The sequence below is a fragment of the Streptomyces longisporus genome, from assembly GCF_039532765.1.
In the GTDB taxonomy this organism is placed as follows: domain Bacteria; phylum Actinomycetota; class Actinomycetes; order Streptomycetales; family Streptomycetaceae; genus Streptomyces; species Streptomyces longisporus.
Genome location: NZ_BAAASG010000003.1, coordinates 1 through 16,036, shown reverse-complemented (window position 1 = coordinate 16,036; position 16,036 = coordinate 1). Strand labels below are relative to the sequence as shown.

The following is a 16,036-nucleotide window of genomic DNA, read 5'->3' as shown; positions in this document are numbered from 1 at the left end:
TTTGCGCGGCGGGCCGTGTGCGCTGGTCCCCTTGGCCGGCGGTGCCCGGAGCCCGGCCGATGTGCGGGTTCGGCGCCACGGGGGCGTACGCGACCGGAACGTGGATGGGCTGCCGGGTCGTCATGCGTCACCTCTCGCCGTGGCGTGCCCGGTCGCCGCGGCCGGAGTGACGTCCGGGTCCAGAGGCAGCCGCACCTCGAACACCGCACCGCCCTCCTCGCCTTCCGCCACCGTCAACGTGCCCTCCTGCCGGGTGACCGCCTGCCGTACCAGGGCCAGCCCGAGGCCCCGCCCGCCCGGGCCGGCCGGTTTCGTCGAGAACCCCCGTTGGAATACCAGCTCGGCATGGGCGGGATCCACCCCCGTGCCGGTGTCCGCGACCCGCATCACCAGCTCCGTGCCCTCCGCGTACGCCGTCACCGTCACCCGGGCGCCGACGCTGCCCTGGGCCGCGTCCACCGCGTTGTCGATCAGATTGCCGAGGATCGTCACCAGGTCGCGGGCGGGGAGGGTCGGCGGGAGCAGGCCGTCGTCGAGGCGGCTGTCCTGCGACACCACCAGCTCCACGCCCCATTCGTTCGCCTGCGCTGTCTTCCCGAGCAGCAGAGCCGCCAGCACCGGTTCGCTCACCGCCGCCACCACCTGGTCGGTCAGCGCCTGCGCCAGCTCCAGTTCCGCCGTCGCGAAGTCCACGGCCTCCTCGGCGCGGCCCAGCTCGATGAGGGAGACCACCGTGTGCAGCCGGTTGGCCGCCTCGTGCGCCTGCGAGCGCAGCGCCTGGGTGAAGCCCCGCTCGGAGTCCAACTCACCCATCAGGGACTGGAGTTCGGTCACATCGCGAAGGGTCACCACGGTGCCCCGCCGCTCGCCGCCCGACACCGGGGAGGTGTTGACGACGAGAACACGGTCCGCGGTCAGATGCACCTCGTCCACCCGGGGCTCGGACGCCAGCAGCGCCCCCGTCAGCGGGCCGGGCAGCCCGAGGTCCGCCACCGACCTGCCGACGACTTCCCCCTCCGGGCCGACGCCCAGCAGCTCCCGGCCGCCGTCGTTGATCAGGGCCACCCGGTACTGCCCGTCCAGCATCAGCAGCCCCTCCCGCACCGCGTGCAGCGCCGCCTGGTGGTAGTCGTGCATCCGGCTGAGCTGGGTCGCGTTCATGCCGTGGGTGTGCCGACGCAGCCGGGCGTTGACGACATACGTACCGATGGCACCGAGGCCGAGCGCCCCGGCCGCGACGCCGAGCAGGGCCGTCACCTGGTCCTGCACCCGCTGGCTGATCGCCTCCACCCGGATGCCGGCGCTCACCAGACCGATGACCCGGTTGCCGTTCCACACCGGAGTGACCGCCCGCCAGGACGCGCCGAGCGTGCCGGTGTACGTCTCGGTGAAGGTGTGGCCGTGCTGGGCGGGGCCGATGTGGCCGAGGAAGCGCTTGCCGATCTGCGACCGGTCCGGGTGGGTCCAGCGGATCCCCGAGGGGCTCATGATCGTGATGAAGTCCACCTCGGTGTCCTTCTGGACCTGCAGGGTGTACGGCTCCAGTCGCGCCGTCGGGTTCGAGGTCCCGATCGCCTCCCGCACGGAGGGCGAGTCCGCGACCGAGCGGGCCACCGCGGTGGCCTGACGGCGCGCGGCGTCCTCGGCCTGGCGCTGGTCGCTGACGTAGGTGAACAGCGCATATCCGGCCACGACGACCGCTATCAGCACGGCCTGCATGGCGAAGAGCTGTGCGGCCAGGCTGCGGGGGCGCGGTACGGGGATGCGCATGTCGTCAGTGTGCCCTGCCGGTTAAGCATGAACTAAATGAACGGAAGGGTGACCGCCCTCACAGGCGCGGGGGATAGTCACCGCATCGAGGAAGCAGTGGAAGCAGGACATACGGTTCCGGCCACCGCCTCCCGTGCACAGAACCGCACCCCCATCCCCATCCCCCGGACGTGAGCCGCACGCCGGTGATGCCGACGAAGACGTCAAGGAGGGCAGCCGTGGCCGCCAGCACCCCCGATACGGCACCTGCCGCACCCGCTGGGAAGCGGGACCGCACCCACTATCTCTACATCGCCGTCATCGCAGCGGTGGCCCTCGGTATCGCCGTGGGTCTGATCTGGCCGAGCGTGGGCGTCGAGCTGAAGCCGCTCGGTACGGGCTTTGTGAACCTGATCAAGATGATGATCTCCCCGATCATCTTCTGCACGATCGTGATCGGCATCGGCTCCGTACGGAAGGCCGCGAAGGTCGGCGCCGTCGGCGGTATCGCGCTCGGCTACTTCCTGGCGATGTCGCTGGTCGCCCTGACCATCGGCCTGGTCGTCGGCAACATCCTGCACCCGGGCGACGGGCTGCACATCACCAACGCGATCAAGGCGACCGGACACGCACAGGTGGACAGCGAGGCGCTGCCGCCGGTCGACTTCGTGCTGTCGATCATCCCGACGACCTTCATCTCGGCCTTCACCCAGGGGCAGGTGCTGCAGACCCTGCTGGTCGCCCTGCTCGCCGGTTTCGCCCTGCAGGCCATGGGCTCGGCCGGGCAGCCGATCCTGCGCGGTGTGGAGCACCTCCAGAAGCTCGTCTTCCGCATCCTCGGCATGGTGATGTGGGCCGCTCCCGTCGGTGCCTTCGGCGCCATCGCCGCCGTCACCGGGTCCGCGGGTTTCGACGCGCTGAAGCAGCTGGCCATCCTGATGCTCGGCTTCTACGTCACCTGTTTCCTCTTCGTCTTCATCGTGCTCGGCGCCCTGCTGCGGATCATCGCCGGACTCAACATCTTCACGTTCTTCAAGTACCTGGCCCGTGAGTTCCTGCTGATCCTGTCGACCTCCTCCTCCGAGTCCGCGCTGCCGCGCCTCATCGCGAAGATGGAGCACCTCGGTGTCAGCAAGTCGGTCGTCGGTATCACCGTCCCGACCGGCTACTCCTTCAACCTCGACGGCACCATGATCTACATGACCATGGCCTCGCTGTTCATCGCCGACGCCATGGGTACGCCGATGGCGATCGGCGAGCAGATCCCGCTGCTGCTCTTCCTGCTGCTCGCATCCAAGGGCGCGGCGGGCGTCAGCGGTGCCGGCCTCGCGACCCTGGCCGGTGGTCTGCAGTCGCACAAGCCCGCCCTGGTGGACGGCGTCGGCCTGATCGTCGGCATCGACCGCTTCATGAGCGAGGCGCGCGCCCTGACGAACTTCGCCGGCAACTCCGTGGCCACGGTCCTGATCGGCACCTGGACCAAGGAGATCGACAAGGAGCGCGTGGGCCGGGTCCTCGCCGGTGAGCTGCCCTTCGACGAGACGACCCTCCTGGACGACGAGGAGGTCCGGCCGCTCGCCGGGGTGCCGGAGCAGGGCGGCGAGAAGGAGCTGGCGAAGGCCTGAGCACCGCCGGGACTCCGGGCGGCTGAACGCTCCCCCGTCGATCAGCAGCCCGGCCAAGAAGCCGAGCGGTCGGGTTCCTCCCCCGTGGACCCGGCCGCTCGGCTTCGTCGTTTCCTCGGGAACTCCTCCGACCTGGAAGGACGCCCGGCGATCCTCACCGATCTCTTACCGAAGTCCACTAGCGTTCGGCGCCGGTCCAGTACAAGCGCGGCGCGTTCGCCGGTTGGTTGGAGGCACGGGGGATGAAGATCGACTGGGATCGGCGCACGTGTGCCCGCAAGGGGCACGTGACGTATGCGCCGGACGAGCCGGGGCTGAAGGCGCGGCTGCACGCGCAGACCGCTCTCGGGGACGTCTGGCGCTGTCTGCGCTGCGGCGACTTCGTGCTCGGCGAGCCGCACGGCTCGGGACCGGCGGAGCAGGCGCCCCTCGTGCCGCGCGGCAAGGTCCTGCGCGACCTGTTCATCCTGCGCTTCCTGGCGATCGAGCGGGCCGTGCGCGGTGTCTTCATCGTGCTGGTGGCGCTCGCCGTGTGGAAGTTCAGCAACAGCCAGGACTCGGTGCGCCGGCTCTTCGACGAGTACCTCGACGTGTTCCGGCCCGTCTTCCGGCACTTCCACTACGACCTCGACCACTCGCCGATCGTCGGCACGATACAGAAGACCTTCGGCTACAAGCACTCCACGCTGCTGCTGGTGGCCGTACTGCTGCTGGCGTACGCCCTGATCGAGCTCGTCGAGGCGGTCGGCCTCTGGTACGCCAAGCGCTGGGCGGAGTACCTCACGGTGGTCGCCACCGCCGCCTTCCTCCCCCTGGAGATCTACGAGCTCACCGAGCACGTCAGCTGGCTGAAGATCGGCACGCTGGTCCTCAACGTCCTCGCCGTCCTCTACATCGCCCTCGCCAAGCGGCTGTTCGGCCTCCGGGGCGGCCGCAAGGCGTTCGAGGAGGAGCGGGAGAGCGCCTCGCTGCTGGAGGTCGAGGAGTCGGCCGGGGTGCCGGCCCACACCGCGCCGGCCGTCTGAACCGTCCGGGCCGTTCCGGCCGGCAGGTCCTAGGCCCAGGGGTCCGTGATCTCCCGCAGTGCCGTCAGGGCCTCGCGCAGCTGCTTCATGCGGCGTTTGCCGAGGTGGGCCTCCCATTCCTGCTCCACTTCGGCGACCACGCCGTCGGCGATCTCCTTGGCCGCCCAGGCCCGCTCCGCCAGGCACACCAGCCGGGCCCGCTTGTCGGTCGGGTCCGGGGTGCGCCGTACATAGCCGGCCTTTTCCATCTGGTCGACCAGGAAGCCGGCCGTCTGCTTGGTGACCTGGGCCTGTTCCGCGAGCTCGGTCAGCCGGGTGCCGTCCGGGCCGACGCGCTGCAGCACCCGGGCCTGAGCGGGCGTGACGTCGTCGTACCCGGCCTCGGCGAGGGTGGCGAAGATACGGTTCTCCAGGGCCCGGTAGGGGAGGAACAGGAGCACTCCCGTATTGAGCTCGCTCTCCGCCGCCATCGTCGACGCTCCTTCCCCGCACCCTTGACATTGGTCAGAGTCTCTGACTAATTTGGTCAGAGAAGCTTACCACTTGAGTGGGCGGTGATCCCTGTGGGCGTGGCTTTGGAGACGGACGAGCTCTGGCGGGTCGTGGACCGGGAGCGGGCAGGTCTGGCCGATCTGCTGGCGGGGCTCGGTCCCGAGGAGTGGGAGACGCCGACCCGCTGTGGCGACTGGCGGATCCGGGACGTCGCCGCGCATCTGACGCTGGGGGCGCGTTCCGACCACCGATGGGTGCTACGGGAGTTGGTCCGGGCCCGCGGCAACATGGACCGGATGATCCACGACGCCTCGGTCCGGGCGGGCCAGGCGCCGGTCGAGGAGATCCTCGCCGACCTGCGCTCCCTCGTCGGCTCGCGCCGCACGGCACCGTTCACCACGCCTCGTGAGTCCCTGCTCGACGTCCTCGTCCACGGCCAGGACATCGCCCTCGCCCTCGGCCGGATGCGTGAGATGCCCCGCGCGGCCGCCCGTGACGCCGCCGACCGCGTGTGGACCATGCGGGTGCCGCCCCGGCCCTGGCCCCTCCCGCAGGCCCGGCTCGTCGCCACCGACATCGAGTGGGCGCGCGGGGCGGCCCGGGAGGAGATCCGCGGGCCGATCGCCGCCCTCCTCCTGCTGCTCACCGGGCGACCGGAGGCGGCCCGCCCCTGGTTCGAGCGCGCCGGGGCCGGCGAGGCGCAGGAGCCGCCCTGGACGGCGGCGTCCGCCACCGCGCACGAGCAGTGAGGCGGACGGGCGCACCACGAAGGACCGACGGGGGAACCTCGGGGGAACGAAGCGGCGGGTCCGGAGTCGGACCCGCCGCTTCGGACGTGTGCGCAGACCTCAGGGGCCGTGGGCCCGGCCGTGCACCTGGCTTGCCCTGACGTCGGCGTCAAGGATTACGTTCGTACGCATGCGAATCGGCGAGCTGGCCGAACGGGCCGGGACCACGACGCGGACGCTCAGGTACTACGAGTCGCGCGGGCTGCTGCCCGCGCGGCGCGGCGGGAACGGGTACCGCACCTACGACGAGAGCGATCTGAAGCTGCTCCGGCAGATCCGGACGCTGCAGGACTTCGGGTTCGACCTGGAGGAGACACGGCCGTTCGTGGAGTGTCTGCGGGCAGGGCACCCGGAGGGGGACTCCTGCCCGGCCTCGCTCGCGGTCTACCGGCGCAAGCTGGACGAACTCGACGCGCTGATCGGCGAGTTGCAGGCCGTGCGGGCACGGATCGCGGTGCGGCTGGCCATGGCCGACGGGGAACCACCGTTGTGCGAACTGGGAGGGCAGGAACTGTGATCGACGTGACGGACGAGGATTTCGCGGCGCAGGTGATCGGGTCCGAGTTGCCGGTGCTGGTGGAGTTCACGGCGGACTGGTGCCCGCCGTGCCGGCAGATGGGTCCGGTCCTGCACGCCCTGGCCGCGGAGGAGGCCGGTCGCCTCAAGGTGGTGCAGTTGAACGTGGACCGCAATCCGGAGACCACGAACGCCTACAAGGTGCTCTCGATGCCCACGTTCATGGTCTTCCGCGACGGTGAGCCGATCAGGGCGATGGTGGGGGCGCGGCCCAAGCGGCGGCTGCTGGCGGAGCTGGCCGACGTCATCTGACCTCACGCAGTACAGAAGAAATCCCCCGGGTAATTGCGCCCGGGGGATTTCTCTGTGTAAGTTTAATGATTCGCGACTTCAAGGGGATTGGGTCGCAAAGAAGTTCACTGGCGTCATTGTATCTGCCCGGGAGTGGAATTGTCAAACAGCGATGAAATTCGCAGGGAACAGGAATTCATCGACGCCCTGTACACGCGCGTGGACGCCCTGCGCGGCCATACCGAGGCCGGGGTCACGGATGCGCTCGCACAGGGCAACACGCCCATGCAGGCCCGGCTGGAGCGGGACATCCTGGTCGCCGAGCGGTCCGGGCTGCTCGCCGCGCTGAACGCCGTCGACGGTTCGCTCTGCTTCGGCCGTATCGACCTCACCTCGGGCACCCGGCACCACATCGGCCGTATCGGGCTGCGCACCGACGACGCCGAGCGCACTCCGGTCCTGATCGACTGGCGTGCCGACGTCGCCCGTCCCTTCTACCTGGCCACCGGCCACACCCCGATGGGCCTGCGCCGCCGCCGGCACCTCACCACCGAGGGGCGTCGGGTCACCGCCCTGCACGACGAGATCCTCGACCTCGGGGACCAGGAGCGGACCGGGCACGAGGACCCGACCGGCGACGCCGTGCTGCTCGCCGCACTCGACGCCGCGCGCACCGGCCGTATGCACGACATCGTGCAGACCATCCAGGCCGAGCAGGACGAGATCATCCGGGCGCCGCACCGGGGCGTGTTGGTGGTCGAGGGCGGTCCGGGCACCGGGAAGACGGCCGTCGCCCTGCACCGGGCCGCCTATCTGCTCTACGAGCACCGGGAGCTGCTCGCCAAGCGGGCCGTGCTCATCGTCGGCCCCAACCCCGCCTTCCTCGGCTACATCGGCGAGGTGCTGCCCTCGCTCGGTGAGACGGGCGTGCTGCTCGCGACGGTCGGGGAGCTGTTCCCCGGGGTGAAGGCGACGGCGAGCGACAGCCGTGCGGCGGCCGCGGTGAAGGGCCGCGCCGACATGGCGGACGCGCTCGCCGAGGCCGTACGCGACTGGCAGGCGCTGCCCGACCCGGTGATCGCGATCGAGCACGACCGGGAGATCCTGATGCTCGACGACGGCCTGGTGAAGATGGCCCGCGAGCGCACCCGTGCCGCCCGGCTGCCGCACAACGTGGCCCGGGAGCACTTCGAGGGGCACATCCTCAACACGCTCACCGAGATGTACGCCGAGCGGGTCGGGACGGATCCCTTCGACGGTACGAGCCTGCTGGATGCGAGCGACATCACCCAGATCCGCGACGAGATCGCCGAGAACCCCGAAGTGTGGGCCGCCATCGACCAGTTGTGGCCGCGGCTGACCCCGCAGCGCCTGGTCGCGGACTTCCTCGCCGATCCCGTCGGTTACCTCCCCGACGAGGACGCGGCCGCGATCCGCCGGCCGGTGACGCGGGCGTGGACGGTGGCGGACGTACCCCTGCTCGACGAGGCCGCCGAACTGCTCGGCGTGGACGAGCGGGTGGCGCGGGCGCGGGCCGAGCGCGAGCGGGAGACGCAGGTCGCGTATGCGCAGGGCGTGCTCGACGTCTCGTACGCCTCGCGGACCTACGAGTTCGAGGACAAGGACGAGGAGGACTCCGAGGTCCTGTCCGCGCACGACATCATCGACGCCGAGCGGTTCGCCGAGCGGCAGGAGGAGGACGACCACCGCAGCGCCGCCGAGCGGGCGGCGGCCGACCGGACCTGGGCGTTCGGGCACATCATCGTCGACGAGGCGCAGGAGCTGTCGCCGATGGCGTGGCGGTTGCTGATGCGGCGCTGTCCGACGCGGTCGATGACGCTGGTGGGGGATCCGGCGCAGACGGCGGAGGCGGCGGGGGTCGGTTCCTGGGCGGGGATCCTCGAACCGTATGTCGAGGACCGCTGGGAGCATGCCCGGCTCGGCGTCAACTACCGCACGCCTGCCGAGATCATGGAGGTCGCGGCGGCCGTGGTGCGGGCCGAGCAGCCGGACTTCTCGCCGCCGAGTTCGGTGCGGTCGACCGGGGTACGGCCTTGGGCGCGGGCGGTGGATGATCTGCCGGATGCCGTGGCCAAGGCCGTGGAGGAGCTGACGCCCGCGGAGGGGCGGCTTGCGGTGATCGCGCCGCGGCATCTGCATCGGAAGTTGGCCGCGCGGCTGGACGGGGTGACGGCGGGGGGCGAGCCCGATCTGACGCGGAGTGTCGTGCTGCTCGATCCGCGTCAGTCGAAGGGGCTGGAGTTCGACTCGGTGCTGGTGGTTGAGCCGGGGCTGTATGGCACGAGTGATCTGTACGTGGCACTGACTCGGGCTACGCAGCGGTTGGGGGTGCTGCACAGCCGGGCGTTGCCTGCGGCCTTGGCTGCGGCGCTGGGGTAACGGCTGATTTCGCCCCCGCCGCCCCTTCCCGTCCCGACCCGGGGGCCAGCCCCCGGACCCCCGCTCCTCAAACGCCGGAGGGGCTGAGTCTTTCAGCCCGCCCGGCGTTTGAGGACGAGGCCGTTCAGGCCGAAAGCGCCCCCGGGAAAAGTCAGGCCGGGCGTAGCCACACCGTTGCCAGTGGGGGCAGGGTCAGCCTGATGCTGGCCGGGCGGCCGTGGTGGCCGTGGGGTTCCGGCTTGATGATGTCCGGGTTGGTCACGTCGCTGCCGCCGTATTTCGCGATGTCCGTGTTGAGGGTCTCGTGCCAGGCAGGGACGTCGTCGGGGACGCCCAGACGGTAGTCGTGGCGGACCACGGGGGAGAGGTTGGCGACCGCCAGGAGCGGGGTGCCGTCCGCGGCGAGGCGCAGGAACGCGAAGACGTTGTCCTCGGCCGCGTCACCCACGATCCACTGGAAGCCGGACGGGTCGGTGTCCCGCTGCCACAGGGCCGGGGTGTGGCGGTAGACGATGTTGAGATCGCGGACCAGGTCACGGACCCCGCGGTGGTCGGCCTCGGCACCGTACGCCGGGTCCAGGAGCCACCAGTCCGGGCCGTGCGCCTCCGACCACTCCGCGCCCTGCGCGAACTCCTGCCCCATGAAGAGGAGCTGCTTGCCGGGGTGGGCCCACATGAAGCCCAGATAGGCGCGGAGATTGGCGCGCTGCTGCCACCAGTCGCCCGGCATCTTCGAGACCAGCGAGCGTTTGCCGTGGACCACCTCGTCGTGCGAGATGGGCAGCACGTAGTTTTCGCTGTACGCGTACACCATCGAGAAGGTCATCTCGTTGTGGTGGTACTTGCGGTGGATCGGCTCGTGGCTGATGTAGTCGAGGGAGTCGTGCATCCAGCCCATGTTCCATTTCAGGCCGAAGCCGAGCCCGCCGAAGCCGCCCGGGCCCCGGTGGTGCGTGGCCCGGGTGACGCCGTCCCAGGCCGTGGACTCCTCGGCGATCGTGACGACGCCCGGCACCCGCCGGTACACCGTCGCGTTCATCTCCTGCAGGAACGCCACCGCGTCCAGGTTCTCCCGGCCGCCGTGCTCGTTCGGGGTCCACTGGCCGGGCTCGCGCGAGTAGTCGAGGTAGAGCATGGAGGCGACCGCGTCGACGCGCAGGCCGTCGATGTGGAACTCCTCGCACCAGTAGATGGCGTTCGCGACCAGGAAGTTGCGTACCTCCCGGCGGCCGTAGTCGAACTCCAGGGTGCCCCAGTCGGGGTGTGCGGCGCGGAGCGGGTCCGCGTGCTCGTACAGGGGCCGGCCGTCGAATTCCGCCAGGGCCCAGTCGTCGCGCGGGAAGTGCGCCGGCACCCAGTCCATCAGGACGCCGATGCCCGCCTGGTGCAGCGCGTCGACCAGGTACTTGAAGTCGTCGGGGGTGCCCAGGCGGGCCGTGGGGGCGTAGAAGCCGGTGACCTGGTAGCCCCAGGAGCCGCCGAAGGGGTGCTCCGCGATCGGCATCAGCTCGACGTGCGTGAACCCCAGGTCCTTGACGTAGGCGGGGAGCTGCTCGGCCAGTTGACGGTACGTCAGTCCTGGGCGCCAGGAGGGGAGGTGGACCTCGTAGACCGAGAACGGTGCCTCGTGCGCGGGTACGTTCGCACGCTGCTCCAGCCACTGCGCGTCCTGCCACTCGTGGTGGGAGGCGGTGACGATCGACGACGTGTTCGGCGGGGCCTCGGTGCGGCGGGCCAGCGGGTCGGCGCGCAGGGTCTTCGAACCGTCGGGCCGGGTGATCTCGAACTTGTACAGCTCGCCCTCGCCGATCCCCGGCGCGAACAGCTCCCAGACACCGGAGGAGCCGAGCGAGCGCATCGGATGGCCGGTGCCGTCCCAGAAGTTGAAGGTGCCGGCCACGTGCACACCGCGCGCGTTCGGCGCCCACACGGAGAAACGGGTGCCGGGCACGCCCTGGTGTGTCATCGGGTGCGCGCCGAGCACCCGCCACAGGTACTCGTGCCGCCCCTCGCCGATCAGGTGCAGGTCGAGCTCGCCCAGCGTGGGCAGGAAGCGGTACGCGTCCTCGGTCTCCAGGACCGCCTCCTCGTACCGCACGAGGAGCCGGTACTCGGGGACTTCGGTCAGGGACACCAGGGCGGAGAAGAACCCGTCCCCGTCGTCGTGCAGCTCGGCCCGCAGATCCGCGGCGACGACGGTCACGGACAGCGCGTACGGCCTGAAGGCCCGGAAGGCGACCCCGCCGGGTACCAGGTGGGCGCCCAGCACCGTGTGCGGGTCGTGATGCGTACCGGCGAGCAGCCGTTCGCGGTCACCGACGGGCACCTCCGGCGATGCGGCCGGAACCGGTGCGGTGAGCTTCTTCGCGGCGGTGACGGTCTTCTTGGCGGGAGCCTTTGCGGCCGTCGTCTTCTTGGCCGCGGTCTTCACGGCGGCTGTCTTCTTGGCCGCGGTCCTGACCGTCGTCTGCTTGGTCGCTGTCTGTTTGGCGGCCGTCTTCTTCGCGGTCGTCTTCTTCGCCGTGCTTTTCTTCGCCGGGCTCTTCTTCGCTGTTGTCTTGGCCGCCGTCGTCTTCGCCGCGGCGGCCTTTTTCGTGACTGCCTTCTCGGCGGTGGTCTTCGCCGCCGCCTTCTTCACCGATTTCTTGGGCTCGGTCGCCTTCTCCGCGGCCTTCGCGGCACTCTTCTTCGGCTTCTTCGGATCCGAACCGCTGGGCGTGGGGCGGGGGGTCACGGGCGGCGCCTCCTCGGCGAAGGTGAGGTCGGGTCAGTGGGGGTCGGACGCGGCGTAACGCTCTATCGCCGCCATGGGAACGGGCAGCCAGTCGGGGCGGTGACGGGCCTCGTAGACGACTTCATAGATCGCCTTGTCTGTTTCATACGCGCGCAGCAGTACCGGGTCCGTGCGCGGATCCCGGCCGCTGACCTCGGCGTATCCGGAACAGTAGGCGGCCCGGCAGGCCTCGGCCCAGCCCTGCGCCTGAGATACGGCGGAGTGGGCCGCGTAGTCGAAGGACCGCAGCATCCCCGCGATGTCCCGTACCGGCGGCTGGGGCATCCGCCGTTCCGCCAGCGGCTTGGACGGCTCGCCCTCGAAGTCGATCAGCCACCACTGACCGGCCGGCGAGCGCAGGCACTGCCCCAGGTGCAGGTCACCGTGGATGCGCTGCGCGGTCCAGGTGCGGCCCTCCGAGGCCAGGTCGGCGAGCGCGGTGAACGCGGAGTGCAGGGCGGGAGCGTACGGCCGTAGCGCGGGCACCGCCTGCGCGGCCACGTCGAGGCGCTCGATCATGCCGTCGGCCAGCAGCTGCAGCTGGGTGTGGCCCAGGGTGACGGTCGGCAGGGCGCGGGCGAGTGCCGTGTGCACCTCGGCCGTGGCGCGGCCCAGCGCCCGTGCCTCGGCGCCGAAGTCCTCGCCCTTGGCCAGTTCGCGCAGCGCCAGCTCCCAGCCGTCCGTCGCACCCTGCAGGAAGGGCTGGAGCACACCGAGTACATACGACTCCCCGGCCAGCTCCGCCCGCAGCCACGCCGTCGGCGCGGGCACCCGGGGGCAGCCCTCGCGGGCGAGCGCCAGCGGCAGTTCCAGGTCGGGGTTGACGCCGGGGACGACCCGGCGCAACAGCTTGAGGATGAACGTATCTCCGTAGACGACCGACGAGTTCGACTGCTCGGCCGTCACCAGCCGCGGGACCAGCCCGGTCCGGATCTCCTGTCCCGGCTCCCGCTCGAAGCGCAGCCCGCCGATGCGGGCCTGGGTGCGCAGCGCCTCCAAAAGCACCTCGGCGGGCCGGGCGTCGTACAGGGCGTCGTACACCGTGCGTCCGGCAAGGGGGCCCTGGTCCACGTGTCCGATCAGCGCGGGCGCCAGCCGGGGCGGCAGCGCCTCGCGCACGCCTATCAGCAACTGGTAGCAGTCGCCGGGGTGGGGCTCGGCGCCGAGTGTGAGCGGCTGATGGGCGCGCACCAGCAGATGGAACAGGCCCAGCCTGCCGTCGGCCGGCAGCAGTTCGGTGGCCGCGACCAGCGAGAACCCGGTGACCGGCCGCCCCTTGCCGGCGAACCAGCGCTGCCGCGGCAGCCATTCCCGCAGCAGGGGATCGAGGGACGCGAGCAGGCCAGGACTTGTCTTGCCGGAAAGTGTGACAGTTTCCGCCATGGTGTCACATTCCTTTCCCCGGGTGGGCGGGGTGTTACTGATGCGTGCCCCGGGTGGGACAGGAGAAACCGCCCCACCCCGGGTTCTGCGCGGCGCCGCGCGGCGCTACGCGGGGTCCTTGCGGAGCCGGAACCAGTAGAAGCCGTGCCCCGCCAGTGTCAGCAAGTACGGCAGTTCCCCGATGGCCGGAAAGCGCACCCCGCCGAACAGCTCGACCGGATGCCGCCCGTTGAAGATCCGCAGATCCAGCTCGGTGGGCTGCGCGAACCGCGAGAAGTTGTGCACGCACAGCACGAGATCGTCCTCGTACTCCCGCAGGAAGGCCAGTACCGCCGGGTTGGAGGACTGGAGTTCCGTGTAGGACCCGAGACCGAAGGCCGGGTTCTGCTTGCGGATCTCGATCATCCGGCGGGTCCAGTGCAGCAGCGACGAGGGCGACGACATCGACGCCTCGACGTTGGTGACCTGGTAGCCGTAGACCGGGTCCATGATGGTCGGCAGGAACAGCCGCCCGGGGTCACAGGAGGAAAAACCTGCGTTGCGATCCGGTGTCCACTGCATCGGGGTGCGTACGGCGTCCCGGTCGCCGAGCCAGATGTTGTCGCCCATGCCGATCTCGTCGCCGTAGTAGAGGATCGGCGAGCCGGGCAGGGAGAGCAGCAGGGCGGTGAAGAGCTCGATCTGGTTGCGGTCGTTGTCGAGGAGCGGGGCGAGCCGGCGCCTGATGCCGATGTTGGCGCGCATACGCGGGTCTTTCGCGTACTCCGCCCACATGTAGTCGCGTTCCTCGTCGGTGACCATTTCCAGGGTCAGCTCGTCGTGGTTGCGCAGGAAGATGCCCCACTGGCAGCCCGCGGGGATGGCGGGGGTCTTGGCGAGGATTTCCGAGACGGGGTAGCGGGATTCCCGTCGTACGGCCATGAAGATGCGGGGCATGACGGGGAAGTGGAATGCCATGTGGCATTCGTCGCCGCCGCTCTGGAAATCGCCGAAGTAGTCGACGACGTCCTCCGGCCACTGGTTGGCCTCGGCCAGCAGGACCGTGTCCGGGTAGTGCGCGTCTATCTCCTTGCGCACCCGCTTGAGGAACTCATGGGTGGCCGGCAGGTTCTCGCAGTTCGTGCCCTCCTGCTGGTAGAGGTACGGCACCGCGTCCAGGCGGAAGCCGTCGATGCCGAGGTCCAGCCAGAAGCGGAGGGCGGAGATCATCTCCTCCTGGACGGCCGGGTTCTCGTAGTTGAGGTCCGGCTGGTGGGAGAAGAAGCGGTGCCAGTAGTACTGCTTGCGGACCGGGTCGAAGGTCCAGTTGGAGGCCTCGGTGTCGACGAAGATGATCCGCGCGTCCGGGAACTGCTTGTCGTCCTCGGCCCAGACGTAGTAGTCGCCGTAGGGGCCGTCGGGGTCCTTTCTCGACTCCTGGAACCACGGGTGCTGGTCGCTGGTGTGGTTCATGACGAAGTCGATGATGACGCGCATGCCGCGCTGGTGGGCGGCATCGACGAATTCGACGAAGTCGGCGAGGTCACCGAACTCCGGGAGGACGGCCGTGTAGTCCGAGACGTCGTAGCCGCCGTCGCGGAGCGGTGACTTGAAGAAGGGCGGCAGCCACAGGCAGTCGACGCCCAGCCACTGCAGATAGTCGAGTTTGGCGGTGATGCCCTTGAGGTCGCCGACTCCGTCGCCGTTGCTGTCCTGGAAGGAGCGGACGAGGACCTCGTAGAAGACCGCGCGTTTGAACCAATCCGGGTCCCGGTCCTTGGCGGGGGTGTCCTCGAAGGTGTCCGGAACGGGTTCGTTGACGATCATGTTGTGGGTGACCCTCCGATCTGCGGGGTGGACGGTCGCAGGACGCGGAAGACGTGCGCGGGTCGGGTACCCGGCTCGAGGCGCACATAGTTCGACCTGCCCCAGTGATAGGTCTCGCCGGTGAGTTCGTCCCGCACCGGCACCGACTCGTGCCATTCCAGGCCGAGTTGCGGCATGTCCAACGAGACCGTGGCCTCCTGGGTGTGGTGAGGGTCGAGGTTGGCGACCACCAGAACAGTGTTCGAGCCGCTCCGCTTCGAGTACGCGATCACCGCGTCCTTGTCCGCGTGATGGAAGTGGAGATCACGCAGCTGATGCAGGGCAGGGTTGGCGCGCCGGATGGCGTTGAGCCGGGTGATGAGGGGGGTGATGGTGCGGCCTTCGCGTTCGGCCTTGTCCCAGTCGCGGGGGCGCAGCTGGTACTTCTCGGAGTCGAGGTATTCCTCGCTGCCCTCGCGCAGGGGGGTGTTCTCGCACAGTTCGTAGCCGGAGTAGATGCCCCAGGTGGGGGAGAGGGTGGCGGCCAGGATTGCGCGGAGTTCGAAGGCGGGGCGGCCGCCGTGCTGCAGGAAGGCGTGGAGGATGTCGGGGGTGTTGACGAAGAAGTTGGGGCGCATGTAGGCGGCCGCCTCGCCGGACAGTTCGGTGAGGTAGTCGGTGAGTTCCTGTTTGGTGGTGCGCCAGGTGTAGTAGGTGTAGGACTGCTGGAAGCCGATCTGGGCCAGGGTGTGCATCATGGCGGGGCGGGTGAAGGCCTCGGCCAGGAAGATCACGTCGGGGTCGGAGGTGTTGATCTCCGCGATGACCTTCTCCCAGAAGAGGACGGGTTTGGTGTGGGGGTTGTCGACGCGGAAGATCCGCACGCCGAGGTCCATCCACAGCCTGAGGACCCGCAGGGTTTCGGTGATCAGGCCGTCGAGGTCGGCGTCGAAGGCGATGGGGTAGATGTCCTGGTACTTCTTGGGCGGGTTCTCGGCGTAGGCGATGGTGCCGTCGGGGCGGTGGTGGAACCACTCGGGGTGTTTGTGGACCCAGGGGTGGTCGGGGGAGCACTGTAGGGCGAAGTCCAGGGCCACTTCCAGGCCGTGCTGGGCGGCCTGGCGTACGAACCAGGCGAAGTCGTCGAGGGTGCCGAGCTGGGGGTGGACGGTGTCGTGGCCGCCTTCGGGGGAGCCGATGGCCCAGGGC

The 16,036-nt window shown here is 69.7% G+C and carries 12 protein-coding genes; 6 read left to right on the top strand and 6 right to left on the bottom strand.

The features are described from left to right. Nucleotides 1-120: 120 nt before the first annotated feature. On the bottom strand, nt 121-1,770 hold the full coding sequence (locus ABD355_RS06165) for a sensor histidine kinase (protein ID WP_344399063.1): 1,650 nt from the start codon (nt 1,768-1,770) through the stop codon (nt 121-123). Between the two features lie 218 nt (nt 1,771-1,988). Here ABD355_RS06165 and ABD355_RS06160 point away from each other — a divergent pair, with 218 nt between their 5' ends. Further along, nucleotides 1,989-3,374 carry a cation:dicarboxylate symporter family transporter gene (locus ABD355_RS06160; protein WP_344399062.1) on the top strand — a complete coding sequence of 462 codons (1,386 nt, stop codon included), beginning with the start codon at nt 1,989-1,991 and terminating at the stop codon, nt 3,372-3,374. A 242-nt stretch (nt 3,375-3,616) separates the two neighbouring features. Next, nucleotides 3,617-4,399 carry a DUF2127 domain-containing protein gene (locus ABD355_RS06155; protein WP_344399061.1) on the top strand — a complete coding sequence of 261 codons (783 nt, stop codon included), beginning with the start codon at nt 3,617-3,619 and terminating at the stop codon, nt 4,397-4,399. A gap of 29 nt (nt 4,400-4,428) precedes the next feature. Here ABD355_RS06155 and ABD355_RS06150 read toward each other — a convergent pair whose 3' ends face one another. Further along, entirely contained in the window at nt 4,429-4,869 is a 441-nt protein-coding gene (locus ABD355_RS06150; protein WP_344399060.1) for a MarR family winged helix-turn-helix transcriptional regulator, read from the bottom strand. 84 nt (nt 4,870-4,953) lie between these two features. On the opposite strand from ABD355_RS06150, the gene ABD355_RS06145 reads away from it, so the two are divergent. The 4 genes from ABD355_RS06145 (at nt 4,954) to ABD355_RS06130 (ending at nt 8,886) form a co-directional block, all read left to right on the top strand. Then, nucleotides 4,954-5,640 (top strand): maleylpyruvate isomerase family mycothiol-dependent enzyme, encoded by a 687-nt coding sequence (locus tag ABD355_RS06145; protein ID WP_344399059.1) that lies wholly within the window; start codon nt 4,954-4,956, stop codon nt 5,638-5,640. A 169-nt stretch (nt 5,641-5,809) separates the two neighbouring features. Next, on the top strand, nt 5,810-6,196 hold the full coding sequence (locus ABD355_RS06140; RefSeq protein WP_344399058.1) for a MerR family transcriptional regulator: 387 nt from the start codon (nt 5,810-5,812) through the stop codon (nt 6,194-6,196). Further along, nucleotides 6,193-6,507 carry a thioredoxin family protein gene (locus tag ABD355_RS06135; RefSeq protein WP_344399057.1) on the top strand — a complete coding sequence of 105 codons (315 nt, stop codon included), beginning with the start codon at nt 6,193-6,195 and terminating at the stop codon, nt 6,505-6,507. Before ABD355_RS06140 ends, ABD355_RS06135 begins: the two co-directional genes overlap by 4 nt. Before the next feature lie 156 nt (nt 6,508-6,663). Next, entirely contained in the window at nt 6,664-8,886 is a 2,223-nt protein-coding gene (locus tag ABD355_RS06130) for a HelD family protein (protein ID WP_344399165.1), read from the top strand. 151 nt (nt 8,887-9,037) lie between these two features. On the opposite strand, the gene glgB is transcribed toward ABD355_RS06130, so the two are convergent. From glgB to ABD355_RS06110, 4 genes are all read right to left on the bottom strand, one after another. After that, nucleotides 9,038-11,620, bottom strand: coding sequence for a 1,4-alpha-glucan branching enzyme (glgB, locus tag ABD355_RS06125; RefSeq protein ID WP_344399056.1), 2,583 nt, complete (start codon nt 11,618-11,620; stop codon nt 9,038-9,040). A 33-nt stretch (nt 11,621-11,653) separates the two neighbouring features. Next, entirely contained in the window at nt 11,654-13,042 is a 1,389-nt protein-coding gene (locus ABD355_RS06120) for a maltokinase N-terminal cap-like domain-containing protein (RefSeq protein ID WP_344399055.1), read from the bottom strand. Nucleotides 13,043-13,147: 105 nt separating this feature from the next. Then, on the bottom strand, nt 13,148-14,848 hold the full coding sequence (gene treS, locus ABD355_RS06115; RefSeq protein WP_344399054.1) for a maltose alpha-D-glucosyltransferase: 1,701 nt from the start codon (nt 14,846-14,848) through the stop codon (nt 13,148-13,150). After that, nucleotides 14,845-16,036 (bottom strand): alpha-amylase family glycosyl hydrolase (locus ABD355_RS06110; RefSeq protein WP_486388670.1); only part of this gene is annotated, 1,192 nt, incomplete at its 5' end. The genes ABD355_RS06110 and treS, both read right to left, overlap by 4 nt.